Origin of the sequence: Ruegeria arenilitoris, from assembly GCF_013032855.1 — a bacterium.
Classification (GTDB): domain Bacteria; phylum Pseudomonadota; class Alphaproteobacteria; order Rhodobacterales; family Rhodobacteraceae; genus Ruegeria; species Ruegeria arenilitoris.
Map to the genome: position 1 here is coordinate 112,281 of NZ_WQDA01000005.1, position 23,403 is coordinate 135,683.

Genomic DNA, 23,403 nt, shown 5'->3' on the forward strand with positions numbered 1-23,403 from the left:
TGTTGGGTCGCATCCGGATCACTCCCACAAATCGGTCGACAGGTATTTCAAGCCGCTGTCACACATCACGATGGCGATGCAGCCACCGCGTTCGGGGCCACGCAGCAGGTCGATGGCGGCAGCCAGGTTCGCCCCGGCGGAAAAGCCCGCAAAGATGCCTTCGGTGCGGGCCAACAGGCGGGCGGCGTCGCGCGCTGATGCGCCGGTGACGGACAGATGACCGGCCAATTTCGCTCCGTTCAGATGCGTCAGAACCGACATCGCATAACCACCGCCCTGGATCGGATGATCGGGCGCACGGACGGGTTCACCGGCCAAGGCACGAGCGCCGTCGGGCTCGACCGCATAGCACCGCACCCCAAGGGGTGACAGGTAGTCAGAGACCCCGGCAAGTGTGCCGCCAGAGCCGGCAAAATCACAAAAGGCTGTCACGGCACCTGCTGATTGGGCCCAGATTTCCGGACCCGTCCCGGCGGCATGGGCCTTGGGGTTGCCCGCGTGGCCGAACTGATCGGCGCGGAATGCGTTGCGCTCGGCGGTGATGCGGCGGGCGGCGTCATCCACCAGCGCCAGGTCGGCGCCCGAGACTTCGCCCGGTTTGCCGCCTTCGGCCTGAGGGACGATCACCACCTCGGCGCCCATGGCGCGCATCATGCGGGCGCGTTCGACCGAGTTCCCTGCGCTCATGACCGCCACGAACGGGTGCCCCAGAATGCCGCAGACAATCGCCAGACCGGTGCCCATGTTGCCTGAGGTCAGCTCGACCACCGTCTGCCCCGGGATCAGGCTGCCGTCGGCGCGGGCCTGTTCGATGATGGACCGGGCGGCCCGATCCTTTTTCGAAAAGCCCGGCAGCAGATAGTCCAGCTTTGCTAGAATACGGCCGTCCAGATCCAGTATTTGGCAAACCCGGGACAGCTCGATCAGGGGCGTATCGCCGATCGCGTCGATGACCGAGTTCAGAACCATCAGATGACCCCCAACGCCTTTCCGACCTTGCCGAAGGCGGCCAGAGCGCGGTCCAACTCGTCGCGGGTCAGCGCCGCGTTCATCTGGGTGCGGATGCGGGCCTGGCCACGCGGGACCACCGGGAAGAAGAAGCCCGAGACATAGACGCCTTCGTCGAACAGGCGGGCGGCCATGTCCTGCGCCAGCTGCGCCTCGCCCAGCATCACGGGGATGATCGGATGTTCACCCGGCAGCAGGTCGAACCCCAGCTTCTCCAGCCCGGTGCGCCAGTATTTGGCGTTGCCGAACAGTTGCTTGCGCAGCATGTCGCCCTCTTCGACCAGGCGGATCGCCTCGAGCCCGGCGGCGACGATGGAAGGCGGCAGCGAATTCGAGAACAGATAGGGCCGCGCCCGCTGCCGCAGCAGGTCGATCACTGGCTGCGGCCCGGCGATGTAACCGCCGATTGCCCCCCCAAGTGCCTTGCCCAATGTCCCGGTCAGAATGTCCACGTCCACGCCGAAATGATCCGGCGTGCCCGCGCCGCGCGGCCCCATGAAGCCGGTGGCGTGGCAGTCATCGACCATCACCACCGCGTCGTATTTGTCGGCCAGTTCGCGGATCCTGGGCAGGTTGGCCAGGTAGCCATCCATCGAGAACACGCCGTCGGTCGCGATCATGATGTGCCGCGCCCCGTCCGCGCGCGCCTGTTTCAGCCAGGCTTCGAGGTCGTTCATGTCGTTGTTCATGTAACGATAGCGTTTGGCCTTGCACAGCCGCACCCCGTCGATGATCGAGGCATGGTTCAGACTGTCCGAGATGATGGCATCCTCGGGTCCCAGCAGGGGTTCGAACAACCCGCCATTGGCGTCGAAGCACGCCGCGAACAGGATCGAATCGTCCTTGCCCAGAAACTTGGCCAGCCGTTGCTCCAGCTCGCGGTGGATATCCTGCGTGCCGCAGATGAACCGGACCGAGGCCATGCCGAACCCCTTGGGCTCCATCGCGTTCTTCGCGGCCTCGATCAGCGCCGGATGGTCGGCCAGTCCCAGGTAATTGTTGGCGCACAGGTTGATGACCTGTCGTCCGCCCACCGTGATCTCGCCGCCCTGGGGCGAGGTGATCATTCGTTCCGTCTTGTACAGGCCCTCCGCTTTGATCTGCGAGAGGGTGTCCGAAACGTGGGACAGGAATGCATCAGCCATGGCGGTCTCCTTCTTCTGAGTCGCGTATCTAACATAACGGACGCGCGTCCCAAATAGGAGATTTTCAGTATGGCGGAAAAAAATCCGTGAAGGCGGAAATCGGCCGATATGTGCGGATCAGGCATTCTTGACGATCAGGAACACGCGGGCGGGTCCGTCCGGTGCCGCGATGGCGTGGGCCACGTCGGCCGCATACCTAGCCGTGTCGCCCTGCTGCAGCTCCATCGTCGCGGCGCCCGAAGTGACGCGGACGGCCCCTTCCAGTACGGTCAACTGTTCGCGAGCGCCGCGGGCATGGGGCTGGCTGTTCAGCGCGCCACCCGCGTCGAACCGGATGTCATAGACCTCATGCCCGCCGGCCTCCTCGGGCGGCGAGAGGATGCGGATCCGGCAGGATTGGCCCATATTGTCGATGCTGGGCACCTCGGCGCTGCGCAGCACTTCGATCTGGTCGGTGGTCTCAGACTCTTCCAGAAGTCCGGCGAAATCGACCTGCAGCGCACGGGTCAGGTTCCAAAGGGTCGAGATCGTGGGGCTGCTTTCGCCGCGTTCGATCTGGCTGACCATCGACCGAGATACGCCGCTGAGATTGGCCACCGCTTCCAGTGACAGTCCCTTGGCGCGCCGGGCCTCTTTCAGGCGGGCGGGCAGGCGTGTCAGGATATCGTCTGAGTTTTCCGTCATGGCGGAATTTCTTGCGCGTCCGGGCGCGAATTGTCAATTCCGCCGATGACGGAACGTCCCGCGCGACAGGTCCATGCTGCGGGTGCATACTGCGCGCAAATCCAAGAGGAGAGAGACATGACCGACATCGTGATTCTGGACGGTGCCCGCACCGCAATCGGTACGTTCGGAGGGTCGCTGGCCGCGACCGCGCCGATCGATCTGGCCACCGTCGTGACCAAGGCCGCGCTTGAGAAATCCGGCGTCGAAGGCGAGCGGATCGGGCATGTGGTGTTTGGTCACGTCATCAACACCGAGCCGCGCGACATGTACCTGTCGCGCGTCGCGGCGATGCAGGCGGGCATTCCGAACGCTACTCCGGCGATGAACGTCAACCGACTGTGCGGGTCGGGCGCGCAGGCGATCGTATCGGCGGTTCAATCGCTGATGCTGGGGGATGCCGAATTTGCCGTGGCCGGAGGTGCCGAGAGCATGTCGCGCAGCCCCTATATCGTTCCGCAGGCGCGTTGGGGCGCCAAGATGGGCGACATCAAGTCGCTGGACATGATGCTGGGCGCGCTGAACTGCCCCTTTGGCACCGGGCACATGGGCGTCACCGCCGAGAACGTGGCCGATGAACACCAGATCACGCGCGAGGAGATGGACGCGTTTGCGCTGACCAGCCAGCAGCGCGCGGCGGCTGCGATCGAGGCGGGCTATTTCGACAGCCAGATCGCGCCGGTGCAGGTCAAGGTCAAGCGCGACATGGTCGATTTCAAGGTCGACGAGCATCCCAAGGCCACCACGACCGAAGCGCTGGCCGGGCTGCGGCCGGTGTTCCAGAAGGACGGGCGTGTGACCGCGGGCAATGCCTCGGGCATCAATGACGGCGCGGCGGCGATGGTTCTGGCCACGGCGCGTGCCGCCGAGAAAGCCGGCCTGACGCCCAAGGCGCGCATCCTGGGCTATGCTCATGCAGGTGTCCGCCCCGAGGTGATGGGAATCGGCCCGGTTCCGGCCGTGCGCAACCTTTTGGAGCGAACCGGTCTGTCGGCGGGCGATTTCGACGTGATCGAAAGCAACGAGGCCTTTGCGGCCCAGGCGCTGGCGGTGAACAAGGAACTGGGGCTGGATCCGGCCAAGGTGAACCCGAATGGCGGGGCCATCGCCCTGGGTCATCCGGTGGGGGCCACCGGGGCGATCATCACGCTGAAGACTCTGTACGAGTTGGAGCGCATCGGTGGGTCGAAAGGGTTGATCACCATGTGCATCGGTGGCGGGCAGGGGATTGCCATCGCCATCGAACGGCTCTGATCCGAGGCTGGGCCGGGGGGCTGTCTGCCCCCATCGCGCCGGGGCGCGATTCCCCCCGAGGATATTTCTGGCCAGATAAAGCGGCGGCGTCTGTCAGCCCAGGCCCGCAAGGATCAGGACGGCCACTGCCCCGGCGGCTGCTCCGATCGCGGCGGGAATGGCCTTGGGCCAGAAATCTGACCCGGAGGGATCATCCTTGCGGGTCTGGGCGATCAGGGCATTTTCGACCAGATCAGGCAGGCGGGGACCGAACCGTGCAAGAACCAGCGCTGTTTTTCCAAAATCGCGCAGAGCGGCGCGGGGTCCGATGGACTGCTTGATATAGTCCTCGACCACGGGGCGGGCGACCTCCCAGATGTTCATATGCGGGTCGAGCGAGCGGGCAACGCCTTCGACCACCACCATCGTGCGTTGCAGCAGGATCAGTTCGGTGCGGGTTTCCATGCCAAAGCGTTCGGTCACCTCGAACAGGTAGTTGAGCAGGCGGCCCATCGAGATATGGGTGGCATCCATGCCAAAGATCGGCTCGCCGACCGCGCGCAGGGCGCGGGCGAATTCATCGACGTCCTGGTCGGCCGGGACGTAGCCGGCCTCGAAATGCACCTCGGCCACGCGCTTGTAGTCGCGGCGGATGAAGCCGAAGAGGATCTCGGCATAGACGCGGCGGGTGTATTCGTCGATATGGCCCATGATGCCGAAGTCATAGGCGATGATGTCGCCGTTCGCGGCGACCTTGAGGTTGCCCTGGTGCATGTCGGCGTGGAAGAAGCCATCGCGCAGGGCGTGCAGCAGGAATAGGCGCAGCACACGCTCGGCCAGGTCGCGGCGGTCGTGATTTGCGGCGTCCAGCGCGTCGTTGTCGCCCAAGGGGATGCCGTCTGCCCAGCTGAGCGTCATGACCCGGCGCGCGGACAGCGACCACACCACGGGCGGCAGCCAGAAGCCTTCGTCATTCTGCGTGTTGGCGGCAAATTCCGAGGCTGCCGAACTTTCGAGCCTGAGATCCAGTTCGCCGCGGACGACGCCGTCGAAATGCTCGATCACGTCCATCGGGCGCAGTCGGCGCGCACCGGGGGCGAAAAGCTGGACGATCCGGGCGGCGAAATAGAACGCATCCACATCCTTGCGGAACGCGCGTTCGATGCCGGGGCGCAGGACCTTGACGGCCACATCCTCGCCTGTGCTGGCCAGTTTGGCCTTGTGGACCTGCGCGATCGAGGCGGCCGCGATCGGTTCGCTGAACTCCCAGAACATCTCGTCCAGAGGTTGGCTCAGCTCCTTTTCGACCTCGGCCATGGCCACGTCGCGTGGAAAGGGGGGCAGCTTGTCCTGCAGGACGCGCAGCTGTTCGGCCAGCTCTTCGCCGACGACATCGGGGCGCGTGGACAGGACCTGACCGAACTTGATGTAGGCCGGGCCCAGGGCGGTCAGCGCCCGGGTCGCCGGCGGCATGGACGGGTCGCCCTTGTAGCCCAGCCATTGGAACGGTTTGCCCAAGGTGTGGGCCACGATCCGCAACGCGCGCGGGGCTTCGAAAGCGTCGAGCACCACGTTCATTGCGCCCGTGCGCTCCAGCGTGGCGCCTGTGCGGATCAGGCGGATGATGTTGTGGGGGCCGCGCATGCGTCAGATCTTCCAGCCGGAATGCAGGGCCGCGATGCCCATGCTGAGGTTGCGGTATTTCGCGTTTTCGAATCCGGCGGCGCGCACCATGCCCAGAAAGGTATCCTGATCGGGGAACTTGCGGATCGACTCGACCAGGTATTGATAGCTGTCGTAGTCGTTCGCGATCAGCTTACCCATGCGCGGGATCACGTTGAAGCTGTAGAGGTCATAGAGTTTCTGCAGCCCGTCATTGGGCAACTGGCTGAACTCCAGCACCATCAGGCGGCCGCCGGGTTTGAGCACGCGGTAGGCCTCGTTCAGGGCTTCTTGCGGGCGGGTCACGTTCCGGATGCCGAAGGAAATGGTGTAGACGTCGAAGGTATTGTCCTCGAACGGCAGGGCCATCGCGTCGCCCACCACCCAGTCCAGGCTGTCGGCCATCTGCGCGGCCTCGGCGCGCTTGCGCCCCTCGACCAGCATCGGCTCGGTCAGGTCCAGCACCGTGGCATGGCCGTGGCCCGCCCGCTTGAGGAAGCGGAACGAGATGTCGCCCGTACCGCCCGCCACGTCCAGCAGGCGCTGGCCGGGGCGCGGCGCCAGCCAGTCCATCATGGCGTCCTTCCAGACCCGGTGGATGCCCATCGACATCACGTCATTCATCACGTCGTATTTCGACGCGACCGAGTTGAATACGCCCTGCACGCGCCCGGCCTTTTCGGCCTCGGGGACGGTTTCGAAACCGAAATGAGTGGTCTTGTCGCTGTTGTCGGACATAAGCCTTGCCGTTCGTCGAATTTCGTCTCTGTTATAGGGCCTGGAAACCGGGGCACAATGCGGCCCTTTGGAATAGGAGCCGTCTAATGCCCGAATTGCCCGAGGTCGAGACAGTAAGACGCGGCCTTGCCCCGGCGATGGAAGGCGTGGTGATCGAAAGGGCGGACGTGAACCGCCCCGATCTGCGCTGGCCGTTCCCCGAGCGGATGGCCGAACGGCTGACCGGCCAGCGGGTCGAACGCCTGCGGCGGCGGTCGAAATACATCCTGGCCGATCTGAGCGGCGGCGAGACCCTGTTGATTCATCTGGGCATGTCGGGCCGCATGACTGTGTCCGGCGATCCGCTAGGCCAGTTCGTGCATCATCACCCGATGCCGCAGAAGCATGACCACGTGGTGTTTCACATGGCCAATGGCGCGCGCATCACCTTCAATGACCCGCGCCGGTTCGGGGCGATGGACCTGCTGCTCACGGCCACCGCCGAGCAGCACAAGCTGCTGGCCGTTCTGGGGCCGGAGCCGCTGGGCAACGATTTCAACGAGACCTATCTGATTAACGCCTTCCGCGGCCGGGCCACACCGGTCAAGGCGGCGCTGCTGGATCAGAGAATCGTTGCCGGGCTGGGCAACATCTATGTCTGCGAGGCGCTCTACCGCGCCAGAGTGTCGCCACGTCGCAAGGCGGGTCAGATCTCGACCGGGCGGGTCGAGGCCTTGGTTCCGGTGATCCGGACGGTGCTGGCCGAGGCCATCGAGGCCGGCGGATCCTCGCTGCGTGATTTCCGGCAAGCCGATGGAGAGCTTGGATATTTTCAGCACAGTTTCGACGTCTACGGGCGCGAGGGCCAGCCCTGCCGGACCGAGGGCTGCGGGGCCGAGATCCGCAGAATCACCCAGTCGGGACGCTCAACCTTCTATTGCGCGCAATGCCAAAGATAGCTTGATCCGAGTTTTCCGCGTGGTAAGGAATTGGACCTGAACGGAACAACCGAAAGCTCAGACCTCATGGCTTTTGAGACGATCATCGTCGAAATCGAAGACCACGTCGCCCTAATCAAGCTCAACAGACCCGATGCGTTGAACGCGCTGAACACTCAGCTTCTGGGTGAGCTGTGCGAGGCGCTCGAGGACGCGGACACCAATGACAAGGTGCGCTGCATCGTCATCACCGGATCGGAAAAGGCATTCGCCGCGGGCGCGGACATCAAGGAGATGTCCGAGATGAGCTTTGTCGATGTCTACACCACCAACCTGTTCGCCGACGCCAACGACCGGATCACCGCGATCCGCAAGCCGATCATCGCGGCGGTGGCGGGCTATGCGCTGGGCGGCGGGTGCGAGCTGGCCATGATGTGCGATTTCATCATCGCCGCAGACACCGCCAAGTTCGGCCAGCCTGAGATCAATCTGGGCGTCATCGCCGGGATGGGCGGCAGCCAGCGCCTGACGCGGTTCGTGGGCAAGTCCAAGGCGATGGACATGAACCTGACCGGGCGTTTCATGGATGCCGAAGAGGCCGAGCGCTCGGGCCTCGTGTCGCGCGTGGTGCCGGCCAAGAAGCTGATCGAAGAGGCGACCGGCGCAGCCCAGAAGATTGCCGAGAAATCGCTGCTGACCGCGATGGCCGCGAAAGAGGCTGTCAACCGCAGCTACGAGGTGCCGCTGAGCGAGGGCATGCTGTTCGAGCGGCGCGTGTTCCATTCGATGTTCGCGACCGAAGACCAGAAGGAAGGCATGGGCGCATTCCTTGAAAAGCGCGCGGCCCAGTTCCGCGACAAATAACCGGCGCCGACAAGACTGCAGGATCAGGCGGGCGTTGCCCGCCTTTTTTCATGGCGGGCAACAAAGCCAAGAATCGGCTTGGCAAAGTCTGAAAACTTGGCTATTGACCGCCACCATACATGCGCGTGCGGCCCGCTTGGCCCGATTCACACTCGTGATTTCTGATCCGGTGCGGGTAATTCCGTGACGTGCAACCCTAGACAAACGTACCGAACAAAGGTCAGAGACACATGGCAAACTCGCCCCAGGCAAAGAAGCGCGCTCGTCAGAACGAGAAGCGTTATGCAATCAACAAAGCACGTCGTTCGCGCATCCGCACCTTCCTGCGCAAGGTCGAAGAAGCTATCGCATCCGGCGACAAGGACGCGGCAACCGCCGCTCTGCGCGCGGCCCAGCCCGAGCTGATGCGCGGCGTCACCAAAGGCGTGTTCCACAAGAACACCGCAGCCCGCAAGATGTCGCGCCTGTCGGCGCGCGTCAAAGCGCTGGGTTGACCTAGCGTCAACATTTGCTGGTTCATTCCGGTTTTGAAGGCGTCGCCCCGTGCGGCGCCTTTTGCGTTGTTGCCAGAATGCCGCGCCTTCACGAAACCGAGAGATTCTTTCGCCCAAAGACCCGAGTCAATATCAGAGTTTCGTTGCCCGGCCCCATTGCCTCTTGCTACGACAGTTTCAGCGATTCACTCGCTTGGGGGGACAGGCTGTTCCTGCGATCGGACTGACGGGCATCAGAATGATCCAGGGGCGAATGTCGGCAACCGGTGCCAACCGGTTTGACGATCTGCTGCGGATCTCGGCTACTCCGATGATCTTGGCCCTGTCGAAAACTGGAACTGCGTGGCGCAAACCGCGGTTTGGGCGGCTGTACTTTTTGGTCGTCGTCAAACAGGCAAGCGTCGTGACCACTGATATTCCCGCCGACTCCTGGGGTTTCGGCGATCGAATATCTGCGCGCGAGTGAACGCATAAGAACCGGGATACCGGTCACAATCATAAGGCCGATTAGGTCAAAAATATTGGGATGCGTGAGGCGCTGGATGACACAAGAAAAATGGGGACAACTGCGTAACAAATTGCTGAAGGCCGTGGGCCGGAACAATTTTACGACCTGGATTGAACCACTGGAATTTCAGGAATTGAAGGGAGGCGTGGCCGTTTTTTCGGTTCCGACCAACTTCATGGGGAACTACGTCAGTCAAAATTTTGCAGACCTCATTCTGTACGAGCTGAACACGGCCGGAGAGTCGGTTCAGCGCCTGGCCTTCCGGGTGGCCGCCAACTCACCGGCGCGTCCCGCCGCCGCGGTCCAGCCGGTCGAAGACCAGCCCGAGCCGGTCAATATCGAGCTGGCACCGGAAAGCAACGGAACCAATGAGGCGCTCGAGTCGCTGCAGGCCGCACCGTTGGACGCGCGCTTTACCTTCGACACCTTCGTCGTCGGCAAGCCGAACGAACTGGCCCATGCCGCCGCGCGCCGTGTTTCCGAAGGCGGCCCCGTCACATTCAATCCGCTGGTTCTGTACGGTGGTGTTGGCCTCGGTAAAACGCACCTGATGCATGCCATCGCCTGGGAGCTGAAGACCAAACGCCCCGAGCTCAATGTGCTGTACCTGTCTGCCGAACAGTTCATGTACCGCTTCGTACAGGCCCTGCGCGAACGCCGGATGATGGATTTCAAACACCTGTTCCGCTCGGTCGACGTGCTGATGGTCGATGACGTGCAGTTCATCGCCGGCAAGGATTCGACGCAGGAGGAGTTCTTTCACACCTTCAACGCGCTGGTGGATCAAAACAAGCAGATCATCATCTCGGCCGACCGCGCGCCGGGTGAAATCAAGGATCTGGAGGAACGGGTCAAGTCGCGTCTGCAATGCGGACTGGTGGTTGACCTGCACCCGACCGATTACGAGTTGCGCCTGGGCATTCTGCAGAACAAGGTGCAGCAATACGCCAAGACCTATCCCGACCTGAAGATCGCCGATGGCGTGCTGGAATTCCTGGCCCATCGCATCTCGACCAACGTACGCGTTCTGGAAGGGGCGCTGACCCGGCTGTTCGCCTTTGCCTCGCTGGTCGGCCGTGAGATCGACATGGAACTGACGCAGGACTGTCTGGCCGACGTGCTGCGCGCCTCGGAACGCAAGATCACCGTCGAAGAGATCCAGCGCAAGGTTTCCGACTATTACAACATCCGCCTGTCCGACATCATCGGGCCGAAACGTCTGCGGTCCTATGCCCGCCCGCGTCAGGTGGCGATGTATCTGTGCAAGCAGCTGACCAGCCGGTCGCTGCCCGAGATCGGCCGCCGCTTTGGCGGGCGTGACCACACCACCGTCATGCACGGCGTCAAACGCATCGAAGAGCTGAAGCTGACCGACGGTCAGATCGCCGAAGATGTGGAAATGCTGCGCCGGGCGCTCGAAGCCTGAGCCCCTGCAATTCGAAAAGCCGTCCCGGCTCTGCGCGGGGGCGGTTTTTCTGTGCGCATTTTTCCACGATTTCCACGGAACTGGGGCGCAGGGCCGCTCGGGACCTTGACGGTTTGCGCGTTCCGACCCAGAAATCGGTAAAAAATCCTTGTGCCTCAGGGCTGAACCGCTAACTTGCCAGTCCCGCCCATGTAAGCACTCAAATCAGAGGAATTGAGGGTATGAAGATCAGCATCGAACGCGGCACGCTGCTCAAGGCCGTTTCGCAGGCCCAATCCGTTGTGGAACGCCGCAACACGATTCCAATCCTGGCCAACGTGCTGATCGAGGCCGAGGGCGATCAGGTTCTGTTCCGCGCGACCGATCTGGATATCGAGGTGGTCGACAAGGCCCCCGCGCAGGTCGAAAAGGCGGGTGCAACCACGGTTGCGGCAACGACTCTGCACGAGATCGTGCGCAAGCTGCCCGATGGCGCGCTGGTCACGCTGACCGCCGACAGCGCGGCTGGCCGGCTGACGGTCGAGGCGGGGCGGTCGAACTTCTCGCTGGCGACCCTGCCGAAAGAGGATTTCCCGGTGATGGCGTCCTCGGAGTACCAGTCGAACTTCACCGCTTCGGCGGCTCTGCTGCGGCGGCTTTTCGACAAGTCGAAATTCGCCATCTCGACGGAAGAGACCCGGTATTACCTGAACGGCGTCTACATGCACGTGACGGATGGCCCTGAGGGCGGCAAGGTGTTGCGCTGCGTGGCCACGGACGGGCATCGTCTGGCGCGGATCGACGCGGATTGCCCCGACGGGGCCGCCGATATGCCTGGCGTGATCGTGCCGCGCAAAACGGTGGGCGAGCTGCGCAAGCTGCTGGAAGATGACGACATGGACATCGCGGTGTCGGTCAGCGAAACCAAGGTGCGCTTTGCGACACCCGACATCACGCTGACCTCGAAGGTGATCGATGGGACTTTCCCCGACTACACCCGCGTGATTCCGCAGAACAACACCCGTAAGATGGAAGTGGACGCGGCCGAGTTCGCCCAGGCTGTCGACCGGGTGGCAACCGTGTCGTCCGAGCGGTCCCGTGCGGTAAAGCTGCAGTTGGACGGCGACAAGCTGGTCCTGTCGGTGAATGCGCCCGACAGCGGCGCCGCCGAGGAGGAGCTGGCCGTGGCCTATGGCGACGAACGGCTGGAAATCGGCTTCAACGCCAAGTACCTGCTGGAAATCGCAAGCCAGGTGGACCGCGAGAACGCGGTGTTCCTGTTCAATTCGGCGGGCGACCCGACCCTGATGCGCGAAGGCAATGACCAGAGCGCGGTCTATGTCGTGATGCCGATGCGCGTCTGATCGCACGGGCGCGGGGTGCGTCCGGCGCGCGTGTTTGTGCAAGAATGAAGGGAGGGGTCATGGCTTTGGCCCTGACCGAATTGACGGTCTCGCATTTTCGGTCGCACAAGCTGGCGCGCATGGCGCTGGACGGGCGGCCGGTGGCCTTGTACGGGCCGAACGGGGCCGGCAAGACCAATATCCTCGAGGCGGTATCCCTGTTTTCACCCGGCCGCGGCATGCGCCGGGCCAGCGCCGCCGAGATGACGCGCCGGCCCGAGGCGCTGGGCTGGAAGCTGAGCGGTCTTCTGGACGTTCAGGGCTGCCGGTCCGAGATCGAAACCTGGTCCGAGGGGGGCGCAGCGCGGCAGGTCCGGATCGACGGAAAGGCAGCCAGCCAGATCGATCTGGGCAAGCTGGCGCGGGTCGTCTGGCTGATGCCCGCGATGGACCGGCTTTGGATCGAAGGCGCCGAAGGCCGGCGGCGCTTTCTGGACCGGGTGACGCTGAGTTTCGATCCGAGCCATGCCGAGGCCGCGTTGATCTATGAAAAGGCCATGCGCGAACGGAACCGCCTGCTGAAAGAGCAGGTGCGTGACGCGCATTGGTACGCGGCGCTCGAGGCTCAGATGGCCGAAACCGGGCATCGCATTCATACCGCGCGGCTGGGTGCTCTGGCGCAGTTGCGCGCGGCGCAGGAACAGGCCGAGACCGCCTTTCCCTCGGCGGAACTGGAACTTGTTCAGTCCGAAGGGGACATGCCCGAAAGCGCGCAGGATCTGTTGGAGGCGCTGGCCGAAAACCGGTTCCGCGACCTGGCGGCGGGGCGCACATTGGTGGGGCCGCACCGGTCGGATCTGTATGGGGTTTTTGCCGCCAAAGGCGTTGCGGCCAGTGAGTGTTCGACCGGAGAGCAGAAGGCGCTGTTGGTGTCGTTGATTCTGTCCAACGCGCGGGCGCTGGCCGCGCAGGTCGGAGCACCGCCGATCCTGTTGCTGGACGAGGTGGCGGCCCATCTGGACGCGGACCGTCGGGCGGCGCTGTATGATGAAATCTGCGCGCTGGGGGCGCAGGCCTGGATGACCGGAACAGGCCCCGAGTTGTTCGCCGAACTGGGCGACCGGGCGCAGTCTTTCGTGGTCAATGACGCGGGTGACGGCTCGACCGTCACCCCCGCCTGAGCGGATCAGGCCGGCTCGCCAACCTTGCGTTCCCACAGGAAGGGACGCATCACCTCGTCCACCGGCGTCTGGGCCATGTGGTTGACGTAGTTCGACATGGTTTTCTGCGCCAGGCCCAGGATCACGTCCAGAACGGCGCGGTGCGAATAGCCCGCATCAAAAAACGCCTGCAACTGCGCGTCGGTGACGTTGCCGCGCTGGTTCATCACCTGCACCGTGAACGTACGCAGTGCTTCGAGCTTGGGCGAGGGCAGCGGGGTTTCATTGCGCAGCGCTTCGGTGATCTCGTCGGACACCTTCATCATCTTGGCGATGCCGGTATGGGCCGGAACGCAATAGTGGCATTCGTTTTCCACGTTGATGGTCTGCCAGACGACCGTTTTCTCGTCATTGTCGAAATCGGTCTGCAGGAACAGGTGGTGCAGAACCTGATAGGCCTCAAGGTGCTGTGGGCTTTCGGCCATGACCTTGTGCAGGCCCGGCAGGCGGCCAAACGCGGCCTGCGATTTCTCGAGCAGGGGTTTTGAACCTTCAGGGGCGGTGTTGAGGTCATGCGAGGGAAAATCGGCCATTTCGGGTCTCCTTTTCTGGCGGCTGAGTCCGAAATAGGCTTTATTGAGCGATCACTCAAGTATATATTTGAGTAATCGTTCAAGAATTGGTGATCACATGCCCCGCAAACCTGCCTATGACCGTGACGCGCTGATCGCGCAGGCCCGAGACCTGTTCTGGCGTCAGGGTTGGGCGGGCACGTCCCTGAAGGATCTCGAGAATGCGCTGAAGCTGAAGCCCGGCAGCTTTTACGCCGCTTTCGGGTCAAAGGACGCCTTGTATGCCCTGACGCTGGAGCGCTATGCGGATGAAGGTGTTGCCCGGCTTGAAGCTCTCGCCCAGGAACTGGGGCCGCTGGGTGCGCTCAAGACCCAGCCGCGTTTGGTCGTCGAGGCCGCGAACGCGCCCGCAAAGGCCTGCATGCTGGCCAAGACCTATGCCGAGTTGAGCGCAAAGGACCATGATCTGGCGCAACTGGCCGCGATCCATCTGTCGCGGATGAAGGCCTGTTTCGCCGATCTGTTCCGGCAGGCGCAGGCGCAGGGGCAGATCGGTCTCGACCATGATCCCGAGCGGCTGGCGACGCGCTATCAGTCCGACCTTTTGGGCCTGCGCCTGTCGGCCGAGCGCGGCGATGTCGATGCCCGCCAAATCGCTGCTGATATCGCCGCCGATCTGGATAGATTGTGACCGTCTGAGGTCGGCAGATCAGCTCGGCTCGCGCCTGAAAGAACCGGCACAAAATCTGGGGGGATGACGTGACATTCCCCACCAGAGAACGTATAACTTACCAAAATAATATAGGTACTGACGGCATGTCCGAAGACGCACAGGCAAATCAGGAATACGGCGCAGATTCCATAAAGGTTCTCAAGGGGTTGGAGGCTGTCCGCAAACGCCCCGGTATGTATATCGGTGACACCGACGACGGGTCCGGTCTGCACCACATGGTGTACGAGGTCGTGGACAACGGCATTGACGAGGCTCTGGCCGGTCACGCCGACCATGTGACCGTCAAGATTCACGCCGATTCCAGCGTCTCGGTCAGCGACAATGGTCGCGGGATTCCGGTGGACATCCACCCCGAAGAAGGCGTCTCGGCGGCCGAGGTCATCATGACCCAGCTGCACGCCGGCGGGAAATTCGACTCGAACTCGTACAAGGTGTCGGGCGGTCTGCACGGCGTGGGCGTTTCGGTGGTGAACGCTCTGTCCGATTGGCTGGAGCTGCGCATCTGGCGCAACGGCAAAGAGCATTTCGCCCGGTTTGAGGGCGGCGAAACCTCGGAGCATCTGAAAGTGGTCGGCGAATGCGGCGACCGGACCGGGACCGAGGTGCGGTTCCTGGCTTCGACCAATACGTTCTCGAACCTGGAGTATTCGTTCGAGACGCTGGAGAAGCGGTTGCGCGAACTGGCCTTCCTGAACTCGGGCGTTCGGATCATTCTGATTGACGAACGGCCGGCCGAGCGGCTTGAGACCGAACTGTTCTACGAGGGCGGCGTCAAGGAATTCGTGAAATACCTCGACCGGTCGAAAACTCCGGCCATGCCCGAGCCCATCTATATCAAGGGCGAGCGCGACGATATCGGGGTCGAGATCGCGATGTGGTGGAACGACAGCTATCACGAAACCGTCCTGCCATTTACCAACAACATCCCCCAGCGGGATGGCGGCACGCATGTCGCTGGCTTCCGTGGAGCGCTGACCCGCACGATCAACAACTACGCACAGTCCAGCGGGATCGCGAAAAAGGAAAAGGTCAGCTTCACCGGCGATGATGCGCGCGAAGGCCTGACCTGCGTGCTGTCCGTCAAAGTACCTGACCCGAAGTTTTCCAGCCAGACCAAGGACAAGCTTGTCAGCTCGGAAGTGCGACCGGCTGTCGAAGGGTTGATGAACGAGAAACTGGCCGAGTGGTTCGAGGAGAACCCCAACGTGGCCAAAACCATCGTCGGCAAGATCATCGAGGCCGCCTTGGCGCGCGAAGCGGCGAGGAAAGCCCGCGAACTGACCCGACGCAAGACGGCGATGGACGTCAACTATCTGGCCGGCAAGCTCAAGGATTGCTCTGAGAAGGACCCGGCCAAAAGCGAAGTTTTCCTGGTCGAGGGGGACTCGGCCGGCGGATCGGCGCAGACCGGTCGCGATCGTCTGACGCAGGCGGTTCTACCTTTGCGCGGCAAGATTCTGAACGTCGAACGTGCGCGGTTCGACCGAATGCTGTCCAGCCAGGAAATAGGCAACCTTGTGATGGCGCTTGGCACCGGTATTGGCCGGGACGAGTTCGACATCTCGAAGCTGCGCTACCACAAGATCGTCATCATGACCGATGCCGACGTGGACGGTGCACATATCCGGACCCTGCTGCTGACGTTCTTCTACCGTCAGATGCCCGAGTTGATCGAGGGTGGATATCTCTACATCGCGCAGCCGCCGCTTTATAAGGTTTCACGAGGAAAGTCAGAGGTTTACCTGAAGGATCAAGCGGCGCTTGACGACTATCTGATCAACCAGGGTGTCGAGGGCGCCGTGCTCAAGTTGGGCTCGGGTGAAGAGATCGTGGGTCAGGATCTGACCCGTGTGGTGGACGAGGCGCGCCAACTCAAGCGCGTATTGGACGCCTTCCCGACGCATTACCCGCGTCACATTCTTGAACAGGCTGCCGTTGCCGGGGCGTTTGTGCCCGGGGCGGTGGATGCCGACCTGCAGGGCGTGGCCGACAAGGTCGCGGCGCGGCTGGACCTGATTGCGCTGGAATACGAGCGCGGCTGGCAGGGCCGGATCACTCAGGATCATGGTATCCGACTGGCGCGCATCCTGCGCGGCGTCGAGGAAGTCCGCACGCTGGACGGTCCGATGCTGCGTTCCGGCGAGGCACGCAAGACCGGCAGCTTTACCCAGAGCCTGCAGGACGTCTACAACCTGCCGGCCACATTGGTCCGCCGCGACCGGTCGCAGGTCATCCACGGCCCGCTGGATCTGCTGCGCGCCATTTTGGAAGAGGGCGAAAAAGGCCTGTCGCTCCAGCGCTACAAGGGCCTGGGTGAGATGAACCCCGATCAGCTGTGGGAAACTACGCTGGATCCGGATGCGCGGACATTGCTACAGGTGCGTGTCGATGACATGGTCGAGGCCGATGACTTGTTCACCAAGCTGATGGGCGACGTGGTCGAGCCGCGCCGTGAATTCATCCAGAAAAACGCGCTGAGCGTGGAAAACCTGGATTTCTAGTCGTTTCGCAAGACGACTGAACCGGCCCAACTGACGGCAGCTTTTTTCAGGACCCTCCTACGGCCAAAAAACGCGGCCTGGGAGCGGTTCTGAGTGGCGCGGATCAAGGAAGTTGGACCCAATGCGGGCTTTCTTGGCTAAGTCATCCGTACGGGGTGAGTTCCGTGCAGTAGCGATCAAATCTCAGGGATATTGAAAACGTACAGGCGCGACTTCTCGGCATCGTCCGTGAGGATGTAGAGAAGCCCTTTGGCCTCATCCAAGGCGATCCCTTCGGGGTGCTTCACGACCTTTCGGTCTCCATTTTTCATATACGTCAGTTCGATCGTATCTGCTGTTCTCGTCTCTGGATCGTACAAAAAGATCTGGCGTCCCTTGTCGCTGAGAATCCACAGCACACCCGACACGGACCAAGCCAAACCGCTCACATCCAGTTCATCGTCATTCACGCGATCCGAAACAAAACCAGATCCACGATCCAAAGGGATGACTTCCTGAATTTCAGTTAGGTCCGGTGACACGACCAGCAACAGACGCGGTTGTCCTTCAATGACAACGAATACTCGCCCAGTGTCCGGGTCGACGGTGATGCCCTCAGGCCCCTTGTTCAGCGGGTTGCCGACCAGCAGTTCGGCAGCGGCCGGGTACCCCTTGAGGGACGCAAGTGGGACCCTTGTCAGTTGGATAGGGTCGGTTGGTTGAACGACCAATATCGATCGATCGGTTTCCTGGAGGAGCAAAACCGACCCGTCTTTTCGCGACGCGACGCCCTCCAAATCTGATCCGGCCAAAGGGGGCAACTGGAAGGACTTTCCCAATACTCCGTCGATTCGAAGTAGGTGCAGTTTTGGCTCAGCGTCGCTTACAGACCACAGGAAGCCTTCGGCGTTGGACAGCGACAAACCGGAAGGTTCGGAAAATCCCTTTGATTTGTCCGCCACCTTGAATCTATCGACCAGAACCAGATCAGCACTTTTTGCATAGGCAGAGCCAGACCAAGGCAAAAACGCTGCCGCTAGGAAGCTGGCCGCAAGAGCGGATCTTCCAAATTTGCAGAAGCGCCGTGAAATTTCAGGCTTTGACGGAAACACGTGCTTTCTGCCCTTCGATTTTCTCGTGTGTGTGACACACCCCTTTATCGCATTCGTATCACAACTTGTCTGCGATGTCGGGAGAATGCGCTTTGAACTCTTTACCTGATCCTCCTTGTTGGGATTGACTTGTAAGGGGCGCGATTTGCGCGTGATGACGTGTACTGTCTGGGCACAAGCAGGAAGGACGATGAATTGAATACGATTTTCCCGTTTGTGACTGTGTTGTTGATGCTGCTGTTGCCCGGTGCCGCGATGTCGCAAATCGACCCGGCGACGATGCTAGCCGGGGCTTCGGAATCGGAGATTCTGATCGAACGCAGATGGACGCAGTTTCGCGGCAAACAGGAACTGTATTTCTTTTCTCTTGATGTGCTGGTCACGATCGTTCTGGCTGGCTTGATCGTCTATCATCCGGTGCGGCGCAAAGCCCGTAGAAGTGTCGGCGACATCGTCATGCCCAGGCTTTTCTTCCTATATGCGCTGATCGGCATGGCGGTGGGGTTCCTGGTCGTCCAGCACGGGTCAATGATCGGGTTCGTTATCTTCGGCATCGGAGCGTTGCTCAGGTTTCGCTCCAATTTGGATGATCCGATAGACACTGTCGAATTGATCGTCGTAACCGTTCTTGGGCTTGCGGTCGGGTTGGGCCTGCCGCTGATGGCCACATTGGTGGCGGTTGTCTGTTGGTGTTTCATTTGGCTCGGAGGGCGAAACAAGGGCGTTGAAATATCGCTTAAGGCTTCGGACGAGGAGCACTCATTGAACGTCAGCAGCGCCATTGAAGCGATGGCCGCCGACGCCGGCTGGAAGCTGATCAGAAAACACCATGTACCCGGCAAATCCCGAATTTCATTGCTTTTCATTACCTCGGGTGGACTTTCCGAGGCCCGCATCGAAGAGATGATAAACGATTTGGTCCCTGAAAAAGTTGAGTTGAAGCTCAGCTTCTAGTCATTTCACAAGGTCTAAACGTTTCAACACCGCATTCGGGGATCTGATCTCTGTCGGGAGCGACTTGAAGTCGACAGATCTTTCAAAATCCGGCCCGCGATATACTGCTATCCCAAACTCTCCGTTCGGCTGGAAGGTGACATGCGTGAAACTGTGAGTTGACCTGGCGCGATCACCGATTAGCCGCCGCGGGCCACCACCCAAGCAAGCTTGCGAAACATAGGCCACGCCGTCTTTCCAGCCAGGGTAGAAGGCATGATGGTGGCCAGACAGGTGCAGAACGACGCCGCTTTGCAGGTAGATTTTTTCAAGCGTCGGGTCACCGATGATTTCGCGTTCGCGCTGGATCGCAAACGGCCACAGCGGGAGGTGGCTGAACGTGACAATCGGGTCTCCACCAGCCCCAAGTTGCACAAGTTGGTCCTGCTGATCGCCGGATAGTGGCCCAAGGGTCGTGGCATCCAAAGACGCAAAGGTTATCCCCTGCATTTCGAACGCGTAGAAGAACGGATAGTCATCCGACATCAGGAAGTTGACGTCTGGCTTTCTGGGGGCCCATTCCTCGGCATATATTTTTCTCTCGCGCTCGAACCCGCGATAGGCCGAGGCATCATGGTTTCCCGGCGTGACCGCAAATGGAATTCCGGCAGCCTCCAGCGGGTCGGACACCGCCTTGTGAAACGCCTTCCACATCTCTCTGACCTGCTTGTCTGAAAGGTTTGGGATGCGTTGCCCGGCGACCATGTCGCCCGTCGAAATCACCAGATCGGGATCAATCTCAATTATCCGCTTGATAGCCTTTTCGATGCGGGCATCGTATTTGACCGAGCCATAGCTGCCGTTCAGATCCGATATGACGATCACATCCAAAGCGACCGCTCTGCAGGCGAGCACGACCGTCCAAACGAACGCCGCGACAGTGATCGAACGCTTAAGGATCATTGCAGTCCAGGCCCTCCGCTTCGGTAGTTTTGTTCAAAAAGAATGCGACAGGGTCCAAGTCAAACACCAGATCGCCTTTGGCACAATTGCTCTTGAGGATGGATGTTGCCAGCGCGGTGTTTTTGACGACCTGCGCAATCTGACGGTCCGACAGCCCAAAGCTTTGTGACAACCAGCCGTAAACCGGGCCTTGCGTTTGAAGGTCACTGTTCAATGCAACCAGGCGCCGGTAAGTGTTTGGAGAGAAATGCCGCATTTTCTCCAGCATCTGAGTGGATTTCGCGAAGTTGGCATATTCGACGCGCCCACCGGCATCGTTGTCGTTCAGATTGCTGCGACGGATCAATATTGCATCGGCGGGAACGTCTCCATCATTCGGCTGATGGTGCTTCGTTTTCTGGTTCTTCAGTTTTCCGTCTTCGACCCAATACCAGTAGGGCGTGAAATCAATATTTCCCACACGGTCCTGCTGGCTGAAGATGAAGTCGAGCAGAACAATCTCGGTAAGCTCCTTCATCCAGAAGGCCATCTGTTGGTCGCTGACTTCGGGCCCGAGGTCCTTGTTGATCTGCCGGTCCTTTCGGCCTTCCCTGACACCCTCTGCAATGGCCTCGGGCAAGGGTTTTGACGACCGCAAGGCCAGGAAAGCGGGTGTTTCCTGAAAATCGCGATTTTGGCCTTTGCCCCAACCGGACTTGCGGGTGCCGTTGATTTCCGAGCCGTAGCGATGACCGGGGCTATCAAGCAGGACACCGTATATCTGCGTTCGATCCGCGGTGAACAGATCATCCGTCGGTTGGTACGAGTTCGGGTCGGCATCCGCAGCCACGAAAACCCGCCAGCCTTCATGGTTCATGCGCCCGCCATGAGATCCGCCGGAAATCGCAAGGCCGGGCTCTGCAACCTCGGTAAGATGCGCCTTAGCGTCCATGCTGCGCCAGACCGCCACCGGAACTTTCACCGTCGCGTCGAAATACCTTGAGAAATGATAGTAGAGCAGTGACGAGGTGGAAAATGTTCCGCTTGTACCCTTCTGGTTCATGGTGGATTTGAATTTGGCCACTCTGCCATTGGCCAGTTCTTTTGCCGACTTGCCCTCCTTGCAAGCGTTTCTCTCGAACTCAGAGCGGTTCCCCACGTAGGGTCCTTCCGAAATATCGTAGACGGCCATTCCCGGGCTGGTGCTCCAAGTTTTTGGGCAAATGGCGATTTCGGGCGCATAGAAATCGATCTCGCAATAGGCAGTTTCTTCCTCAAGATCGCTGTTCTTGTACTCGCCCGTTGGGACTTTTTCGATCCGAATGCAGCGTTCCGTAACACCATTGGGACTATCAAATGCCGTGGCTTCTCCGCGAACATCGTCGCTCGCCCACAAGGCTGTGGGTGCAATGAGAGCCAGTGACCCCAGAAGATTGAATCTCATTTGGATAGTCCTCCGGATGTCATTTGGGGCAAATCGCGGCCTGTTGTTCGGCGGAGATCTTCAAACTGGGGTCGAAACTGAAGTTGGAGAATTTCGAGTCAATCCACTGGTCACACCCGCCCGAACATGGGGCCCCGTTTCGGGCATCATTCCAATAGGCCTTGGCCCTTTCCTCCGTCCAACCGCAAAACTGAACAAGTGCCATTGCCGACAAGGCGCCTGAGGAATGAACGCCCCACATGCAGTGCACCAGGACAGGACCCTTTCCAGGGTCCTCAATCACCTCGTGTACGGCGGCCATGACACTGCCGGGGCGGGACGATCTGGCGTTCTGATAGTCAAAGGATCCGTTTCCACAACTGGTTCGGCCGTATTCAGTGTTCTTGCCGAAATCCGCGTAAAACCCGGCTGAAAACCCTTCATCGCACAGTGTTTCGCGCTGAGCGTTGCTCAAGCCCGTCCGACCCTTGTCGCCGCCCCTGAAGCCAGAGCGATACAAAACGCCGCTTAGGACTGGGCGAAAGAAAGCGACGCCGTCGACGCCTCCGTCGCTGCCCTTTGAGAGCATCTGGCTGTTGCTTGGGCCACCGTTTCGACTGGTGACGTCAGAATTCGCCGCAGTTGCCAGAACACCGATGAATATGAGGGACGTCAAAAACCGCATGCGTATTCCTTTCTGTTTTCAGCCGGCGATGCTCACGCTTTTCCTGCCGGCAATCCCGCGGAGAGGCGCGTTCACGGTAACCAGGTCAGGTCGGCGGTTGGCTTCTCGCCCTCCAGCTTTAAATCGGCCACACCATGTTGATGATAAAGACGACCACGAAGTAGGCCAGAACAACTTTCCAGTTCCATTGGTGTTTGTTTTCTTCGTTGATCACACCGGCCGATTTCAAGGCCAGGTTGGTAATGATCAACGCGACAACGGTAATCGCCGCATGTGCCAGGTCGAAATGCAAGTTGGAGCTCCTTTTTTCAGATTTGGGATTGATGATGTGTGTCAGCAGTCACCTGAGGGCAGCATTTCTACGTCCGAGTATCTTCCCTCAGATGTCGTGATCCGAGCACAAGCACCGGTCTCCTTGTTGAACCAGTACGAGGTCAGCCCTTCGCTTCGGATGAGTTCAAACCCAAGACTTTGAATGCCCATTTCAGCCTGACCCGCTCTTGCGCCTTCAAATGACGACAGATCGCTGGAACTGCCCACAATCGGTGCACTTGCTTCCACTGATCCGCCACTTTCGCCGCATCCTGCAAGCACAGAGACACTGACCGCGCCGATCGCCACTAGGGTCTTGGACTTCATCGGTTTTTCCCCGGTTGTTTTGGAAATGCGGTTCAGGGTTTCAGGTCGATCACCTACTCAATTCCAAAAATGACGTTGTAGTCGACGGCAGAGCTGCCGCGGTTGATGACCTCGACAACATGATCGCCGGATTGCCACAGCTGTCCGCGATACTCCTTGTCCGCAGACATCAATCCCAGCAATTCAGACCCATCGGGGTTGCGAATGACGTAGTCCAAGGATCCATTTCGGGGAGCAACGCGGACGTAAAGGAACTGTTCGTTCTTCGCGCCAAGAACGTATTGCTGCGATTCCCCTGGCGCGAGTTGGCCGACGAGCTCGGCGCCGGTGGATCCGGCATCGAATGTGACGCGCTGGCTACCTGTAGACCCGGAAGCGCCGTCCATGGCTCCGCCACCATCATCCATCGGCTCGACAACCGACATCTCGCCAATGCTTCCGTCCTTGTACGCAATGCAGCGCCAAAGTGTTCCGCCGGCGTCACGCAGCATGACGAGCGTGCCGGCTTCCGAGAACTGTGAGCTTTCGATCGTACCGGATTGACCGTCCGGTCCACCGACCTGTCGCAGATGGTCGATACACGCGTCGTCGGCGTCTGACATGGCCAGGGCGGCCGTTCCGCTGATCGCAAGTGCGGGTGTGAAAAGATTCCAAAAACTGCGTTTCATAAGCAGGTCCTCTGTC

The 23,403-nt window shown here is 60.8% G+C and carries 23 protein-coding genes; 11 read left to right on the forward strand and 12 right to left on the reverse strand.

Annotated features, from left to right (window positions below):
- Positions 1–18: 18 nt before the first annotated feature.
- From GOW72_RS16080 to GOW72_RS16090, 3 genes are all read right to left on the reverse strand, one after another.
- The gene (locus tag GOW72_RS16080; RefSeq protein ID WP_170367541.1) at positions 19–969 is read right to left on the reverse strand and encodes a PLP-dependent cysteine synthase family protein; all 951 of its coding nucleotides are present in this window, start codon (positions 967–969) and stop codon (positions 19–21) included.
- Complete coding sequence (locus tag GOW72_RS16085) at positions 969–2,153, reverse strand: glycine C-acetyltransferase (protein ID WP_170367542.1); 1,185 nt, start codon at positions 2,151–2,153, stop codon at positions 969–971. The genes GOW72_RS16080 and GOW72_RS16085 overlap by 1 nt, the downstream gene beginning before the upstream one ends.
- Positions 2,154–2,270: 117 nt before the next feature.
- Positions 2,271–2,837 carry a helix-turn-helix domain-containing protein gene (locus GOW72_RS16090; protein ID WP_149776002.1) on the reverse strand — a complete coding sequence of 189 codons (567 nt, stop codon included), beginning with the start codon at positions 2,835–2,837 and terminating at the stop codon, positions 2,271–2,273.
- A 117-nt stretch (positions 2,838–2,954) separates the two neighbouring features.
- Between GOW72_RS16090 and GOW72_RS16095 the strand changes: the two genes are divergently transcribed.
- Positions 2,955–4,130, forward strand: a complete 1,176-nt coding sequence (locus GOW72_RS16095) for an acetyl-CoA C-acyltransferase family protein (protein WP_170367543.1) — start codon at positions 2,955–2,957, stop codon at positions 4,128–4,130.
- A 93-nt stretch (positions 4,131–4,223) separates the two neighbouring features.
- Here GOW72_RS16095 and ubiB read toward each other — a convergent pair whose 3' ends face one another.
- Together ubiB and ubiE are read right to left on the reverse strand one after the other, a co-directional pair.
- Positions 4,224–5,753 carry a 2-polyprenylphenol 6-hydroxylase gene (gene ubiB, locus GOW72_RS16100; protein WP_170367544.1) on the reverse strand — a complete coding sequence of 510 codons (1,530 nt, stop codon included), beginning with the start codon at positions 5,751–5,753 and terminating at the stop codon, positions 4,224–4,226.
- A 3-nt stretch (positions 5,754–5,756) separates the two neighbouring features.
- A complete protein-coding gene (gene ubiE, locus GOW72_RS16105) occupies positions 5,757–6,509 on the reverse strand; it encodes a bifunctional demethylmenaquinone methyltransferase/2-methoxy-6-polyprenyl-1,4-benzoquinol methylase UbiE (protein ID WP_170367545.1) in 753 nt (250 codons plus the stop codon).
- Positions 6,510–6,595: 86 nt separating this feature from the next.
- Here ubiE and mutM point away from each other — a divergent pair, with 86 nt between their 5' ends.
- The 7 genes from mutM to recF all read left to right on the forward strand — a co-directional run bounded on the left by mutM (position 6,596) and on the right by recF (position 13,221).
- Positions 6,596–7,447 carry a bifunctional DNA-formamidopyrimidine glycosylase/DNA-(apurinic or apyrimidinic site) lyase gene (gene mutM / locus GOW72_RS16110; protein WP_170367546.1) on the forward strand — a complete coding sequence of 284 codons (852 nt, stop codon included), beginning with the start codon at positions 6,596–6,598 and terminating at the stop codon, positions 7,445–7,447.
- A 66-nt stretch (positions 7,448–7,513) separates the two neighbouring features.
- On the forward strand, positions 7,514–8,290 hold the full coding sequence (locus tag GOW72_RS16115; RefSeq protein WP_170367547.1) for an enoyl-CoA hydratase: 777 nt from the start codon (positions 7,514–7,516) through the stop codon (positions 8,288–8,290).
- A 230-nt stretch (positions 8,291–8,520) separates the two neighbouring features.
- Positions 8,521–8,784 (forward strand): 30S ribosomal protein S20, encoded by a 264-nt coding sequence (gene rpsT, locus GOW72_RS16120; protein ID WP_093963612.1) that lies wholly within the window; start codon positions 8,521–8,523, stop codon positions 8,782–8,784.
- 238 nt (positions 8,785–9,022) lie between these two features.
- Positions 9,023–9,250, forward strand: a complete 228-nt coding sequence (locus tag GOW72_RS16125; protein ID WP_170343116.1) for a hypothetical protein — start codon at positions 9,023–9,025, stop codon at positions 9,248–9,250.
- Positions 9,251–9,326: 76 nt separating this feature from the next.
- A complete protein-coding gene (dnaA, locus tag GOW72_RS16130) occupies positions 9,327–10,718 on the forward strand; it encodes a chromosomal replication initiator protein DnaA (RefSeq protein ID WP_170342394.1) in 1,392 nt (463 codons plus the stop codon).
- Positions 10,719–10,939: 221 nt separating this feature from the next.
- Complete coding sequence (gene dnaN / locus GOW72_RS16135; RefSeq protein WP_170342392.1) at positions 10,940–12,061, forward strand: DNA polymerase III subunit beta; 1,122 nt, start codon at positions 10,940–10,942, stop codon at positions 12,059–12,061.
- A gap of 59 nt (positions 12,062–12,120) precedes the next feature.
- Complete coding sequence (gene recF / locus GOW72_RS16140) at positions 12,121–13,221, forward strand: DNA replication/repair protein RecF (protein ID WP_170367548.1); 1,101 nt, start codon at positions 12,121–12,123, stop codon at positions 13,219–13,221.
- A gap of 5 nt (positions 13,222–13,226) precedes the next feature.
- Here the strand turns inward: recF and GOW72_RS16145 are convergent, their stop codons facing one another.
- Positions 13,227–13,793, reverse strand: coding sequence for a carboxymuconolactone decarboxylase family protein (locus tag GOW72_RS16145; RefSeq protein WP_170343112.1), 567 nt, complete (start codon positions 13,791–13,793; stop codon positions 13,227–13,229).
- Between the two features lie 97 nt (positions 13,794–13,890).
- Here GOW72_RS16145 and GOW72_RS16150 point away from each other — a divergent pair, with 97 nt between their 5' ends.
- Positions 13,891–14,463 carry a TetR/AcrR family transcriptional regulator gene (locus tag GOW72_RS16150; protein WP_170367549.1) on the forward strand — a complete coding sequence of 191 codons (573 nt, stop codon included), beginning with the start codon at positions 13,891–13,893 and terminating at the stop codon, positions 14,461–14,463.
- Between the two features lie 125 nt (positions 14,464–14,588).
- On the forward strand, positions 14,589–17,006 hold the full coding sequence (gene gyrB / locus GOW72_RS16155) for a DNA topoisomerase (ATP-hydrolyzing) subunit B (protein ID WP_170343110.1): 2,418 nt from the start codon (positions 14,589–14,591) through the stop codon (positions 17,004–17,006).
- 176 nt (positions 17,007–17,182) lie between these two features.
- Here gyrB and GOW72_RS16160 read toward each other — a convergent pair whose 3' ends face one another.
- Entirely contained in the window at positions 17,183–18,097 is a 915-nt protein-coding gene (locus tag GOW72_RS16160; protein ID WP_170367550.1) for an SdiA-regulated domain-containing protein, read from the reverse strand.
- A gap of 195 nt (positions 18,098–18,292) precedes the next feature.
- On the opposite strand from GOW72_RS16160, the gene GOW72_RS16165 reads away from it, so the two are divergent.
- Entirely contained in the window at positions 18,293–19,051 is a 759-nt protein-coding gene (locus tag GOW72_RS16165; RefSeq protein ID WP_170367551.1) for a DUF4956 domain-containing protein, read from the forward strand.
- On the opposite strand, the gene GOW72_RS16170 is transcribed toward GOW72_RS16165, so the two are convergent.
- The 5 genes from GOW72_RS16170 to GOW72_RS16190 all read right to left on the reverse strand — a co-directional run bounded on the left by GOW72_RS16170 (position 19,052) and on the right by GOW72_RS16190 (position 23,387).
- The gene (locus GOW72_RS16170) at positions 19,052–19,993 is read right to left on the reverse strand and encodes a metallophosphoesterase family protein (protein ID WP_170367552.1); all 942 of its coding nucleotides are present in this window, start codon (positions 19,991–19,993) and stop codon (positions 19,052–19,054) included.
- Positions 19,983–21,416: a hypothetical protein gene (locus tag GOW72_RS16175; RefSeq protein WP_170367553.1), complete on the reverse strand. Its 1,434-nt coding sequence runs from the start codon at positions 21,414–21,416 to the stop codon at positions 19,983–19,985. Before GOW72_RS16175 ends, GOW72_RS16170 begins: the two co-directional genes overlap by 11 nt.
- Before the next feature lie 782 nt (positions 21,417–22,198).
- Positions 22,199–22,372 carry a hypothetical protein gene (locus GOW72_RS16180; RefSeq protein WP_170367554.1) on the reverse strand — a complete coding sequence of 58 codons (174 nt, stop codon included), beginning with the start codon at positions 22,370–22,372 and terminating at the stop codon, positions 22,199–22,201.
- Between the two features lie 41 nt (positions 22,373–22,413).
- Entirely contained in the window at positions 22,414–22,719 is a 306-nt protein-coding gene (locus tag GOW72_RS16185) for a hypothetical protein (RefSeq protein WP_170367555.1), read from the reverse strand.
- 53 nt (positions 22,720–22,772) lie between these two features.
- Positions 22,773–23,387: a hypothetical protein gene (locus GOW72_RS16190; RefSeq protein ID WP_170367556.1), complete on the reverse strand. Its 615-nt coding sequence runs from the start codon at positions 23,385–23,387 to the stop codon at positions 22,773–22,775.
- Positions 23,388–23,403: the final 16 nt, after the last annotated feature.

Bases quoted from the DNA above. Each gene is read 5' to 3' on its own strand.
- gyrB (WP_170343110.1), top strand. From the start codon at position 14,589: ATGTCCGAAGACGCACAGGCAAATCAGGAATACGGCGCAGATTCCATA.
- GOW72_RS16190 (WP_170367556.1), bottom strand. From the start codon at position 23,387: ATGAAACGCAGTTTTTGGAATCTTTTCACACCCGCACTTGCGATCAGC.
- GOW72_RS16150 (WP_170367549.1), top strand. From the start codon at position 13,891: ATGCCCCGCAAACCTGCCTATGACCGTGACGCGCTGATCGCGCAGGCC.
- ubiB (WP_170367544.1), bottom strand. From the start codon at position 5,753: ATGCGCGGCCCCCACAACATCATCCGCCTGATCCGCACAGGCGCCACG.
- ubiE (WP_170367545.1), bottom strand. From the start codon at position 6,509: ATGTCCGACAACAGCGACAAGACCACTCATTTCGGTTTCGAAACCGTC.
- GOW72_RS16145 (WP_170343112.1), bottom strand. From the start codon at position 13,793: ATGGCCGATTTTCCCTCGCATGACCTCAACACCGCCCCTGAAGGTTCA.
- GOW72_RS16185 (WP_170367555.1), bottom strand. From the start codon at position 22,719: ATGAAGTCCAAGACCCTAGTGGCGATCGGCGCGGTCAGTGTCTCTGTG.
- GOW72_RS16095 (WP_170367543.1), top strand. From the start codon at position 2,955: ATGACCGACATCGTGATTCTGGACGGTGCCCGCACCGCAATCGGTACG.
- recF (WP_170367548.1), top strand. From the start codon at position 12,121: ATGGCTTTGGCCCTGACCGAATTGACGGTCTCGCATTTTCGGTCGCAC.
- GOW72_RS16175 (WP_170367553.1), bottom strand. From the start codon at position 21,416: ATGAGATTCAATCTTCTGGGGTCACTGGCTCTCATTGCACCCACAGCC.
- GOW72_RS16115 (WP_170367547.1), top strand. From the start codon at position 7,514: ATGGCTTTTGAGACGATCATCGTCGAAATCGAAGACCACGTCGCCCTA.
- GOW72_RS16170 (WP_170367552.1), bottom strand. From the start codon at position 19,993: ATGATCCTTAAGCGTTCGATCACTGTCGCGGCGTTCGTTTGGACGGTC.
- GOW72_RS16090 (WP_149776002.1), bottom strand. From the start codon at position 2,837: ATGACGGAAAACTCAGACGATATCCTGACACGCCTGCCCGCCCGCCTG.
- GOW72_RS16125 (WP_170343116.1), top strand. From the start codon at position 9,023: ATGATCCAGGGGCGAATGTCGGCAACCGGTGCCAACCGGTTTGACGAT.
- GOW72_RS16080 (WP_170367541.1), bottom strand. From the start codon at position 969: ATGGTTCTGAACTCGGTCATCGACGCGATCGGCGATACGCCCCTGATC.
- GOW72_RS16085 (WP_170367542.1), bottom strand. From the start codon at position 2,153: ATGGCTGATGCATTCCTGTCCCACGTTTCGGACACCCTCTCGCAGATC.
- dnaN (WP_170342392.1), top strand. From the start codon at position 10,940: ATGAAGATCAGCATCGAACGCGGCACGCTGCTCAAGGCCGTTTCGCAG.
- mutM (WP_170367546.1), top strand. From the start codon at position 6,596: ATGCCCGAATTGCCCGAGGTCGAGACAGTAAGACGCGGCCTTGCCCCG.
- rpsT (WP_093963612.1), top strand. From the start codon at position 8,521: ATGGCAAACTCGCCCCAGGCAAAGAAGCGCGCTCGTCAGAACGAGAAG.
- dnaA (WP_170342394.1), top strand. From the start codon at position 9,327: ATGACACAAGAAAAATGGGGACAACTGCGTAACAAATTGCTGAAGGCC.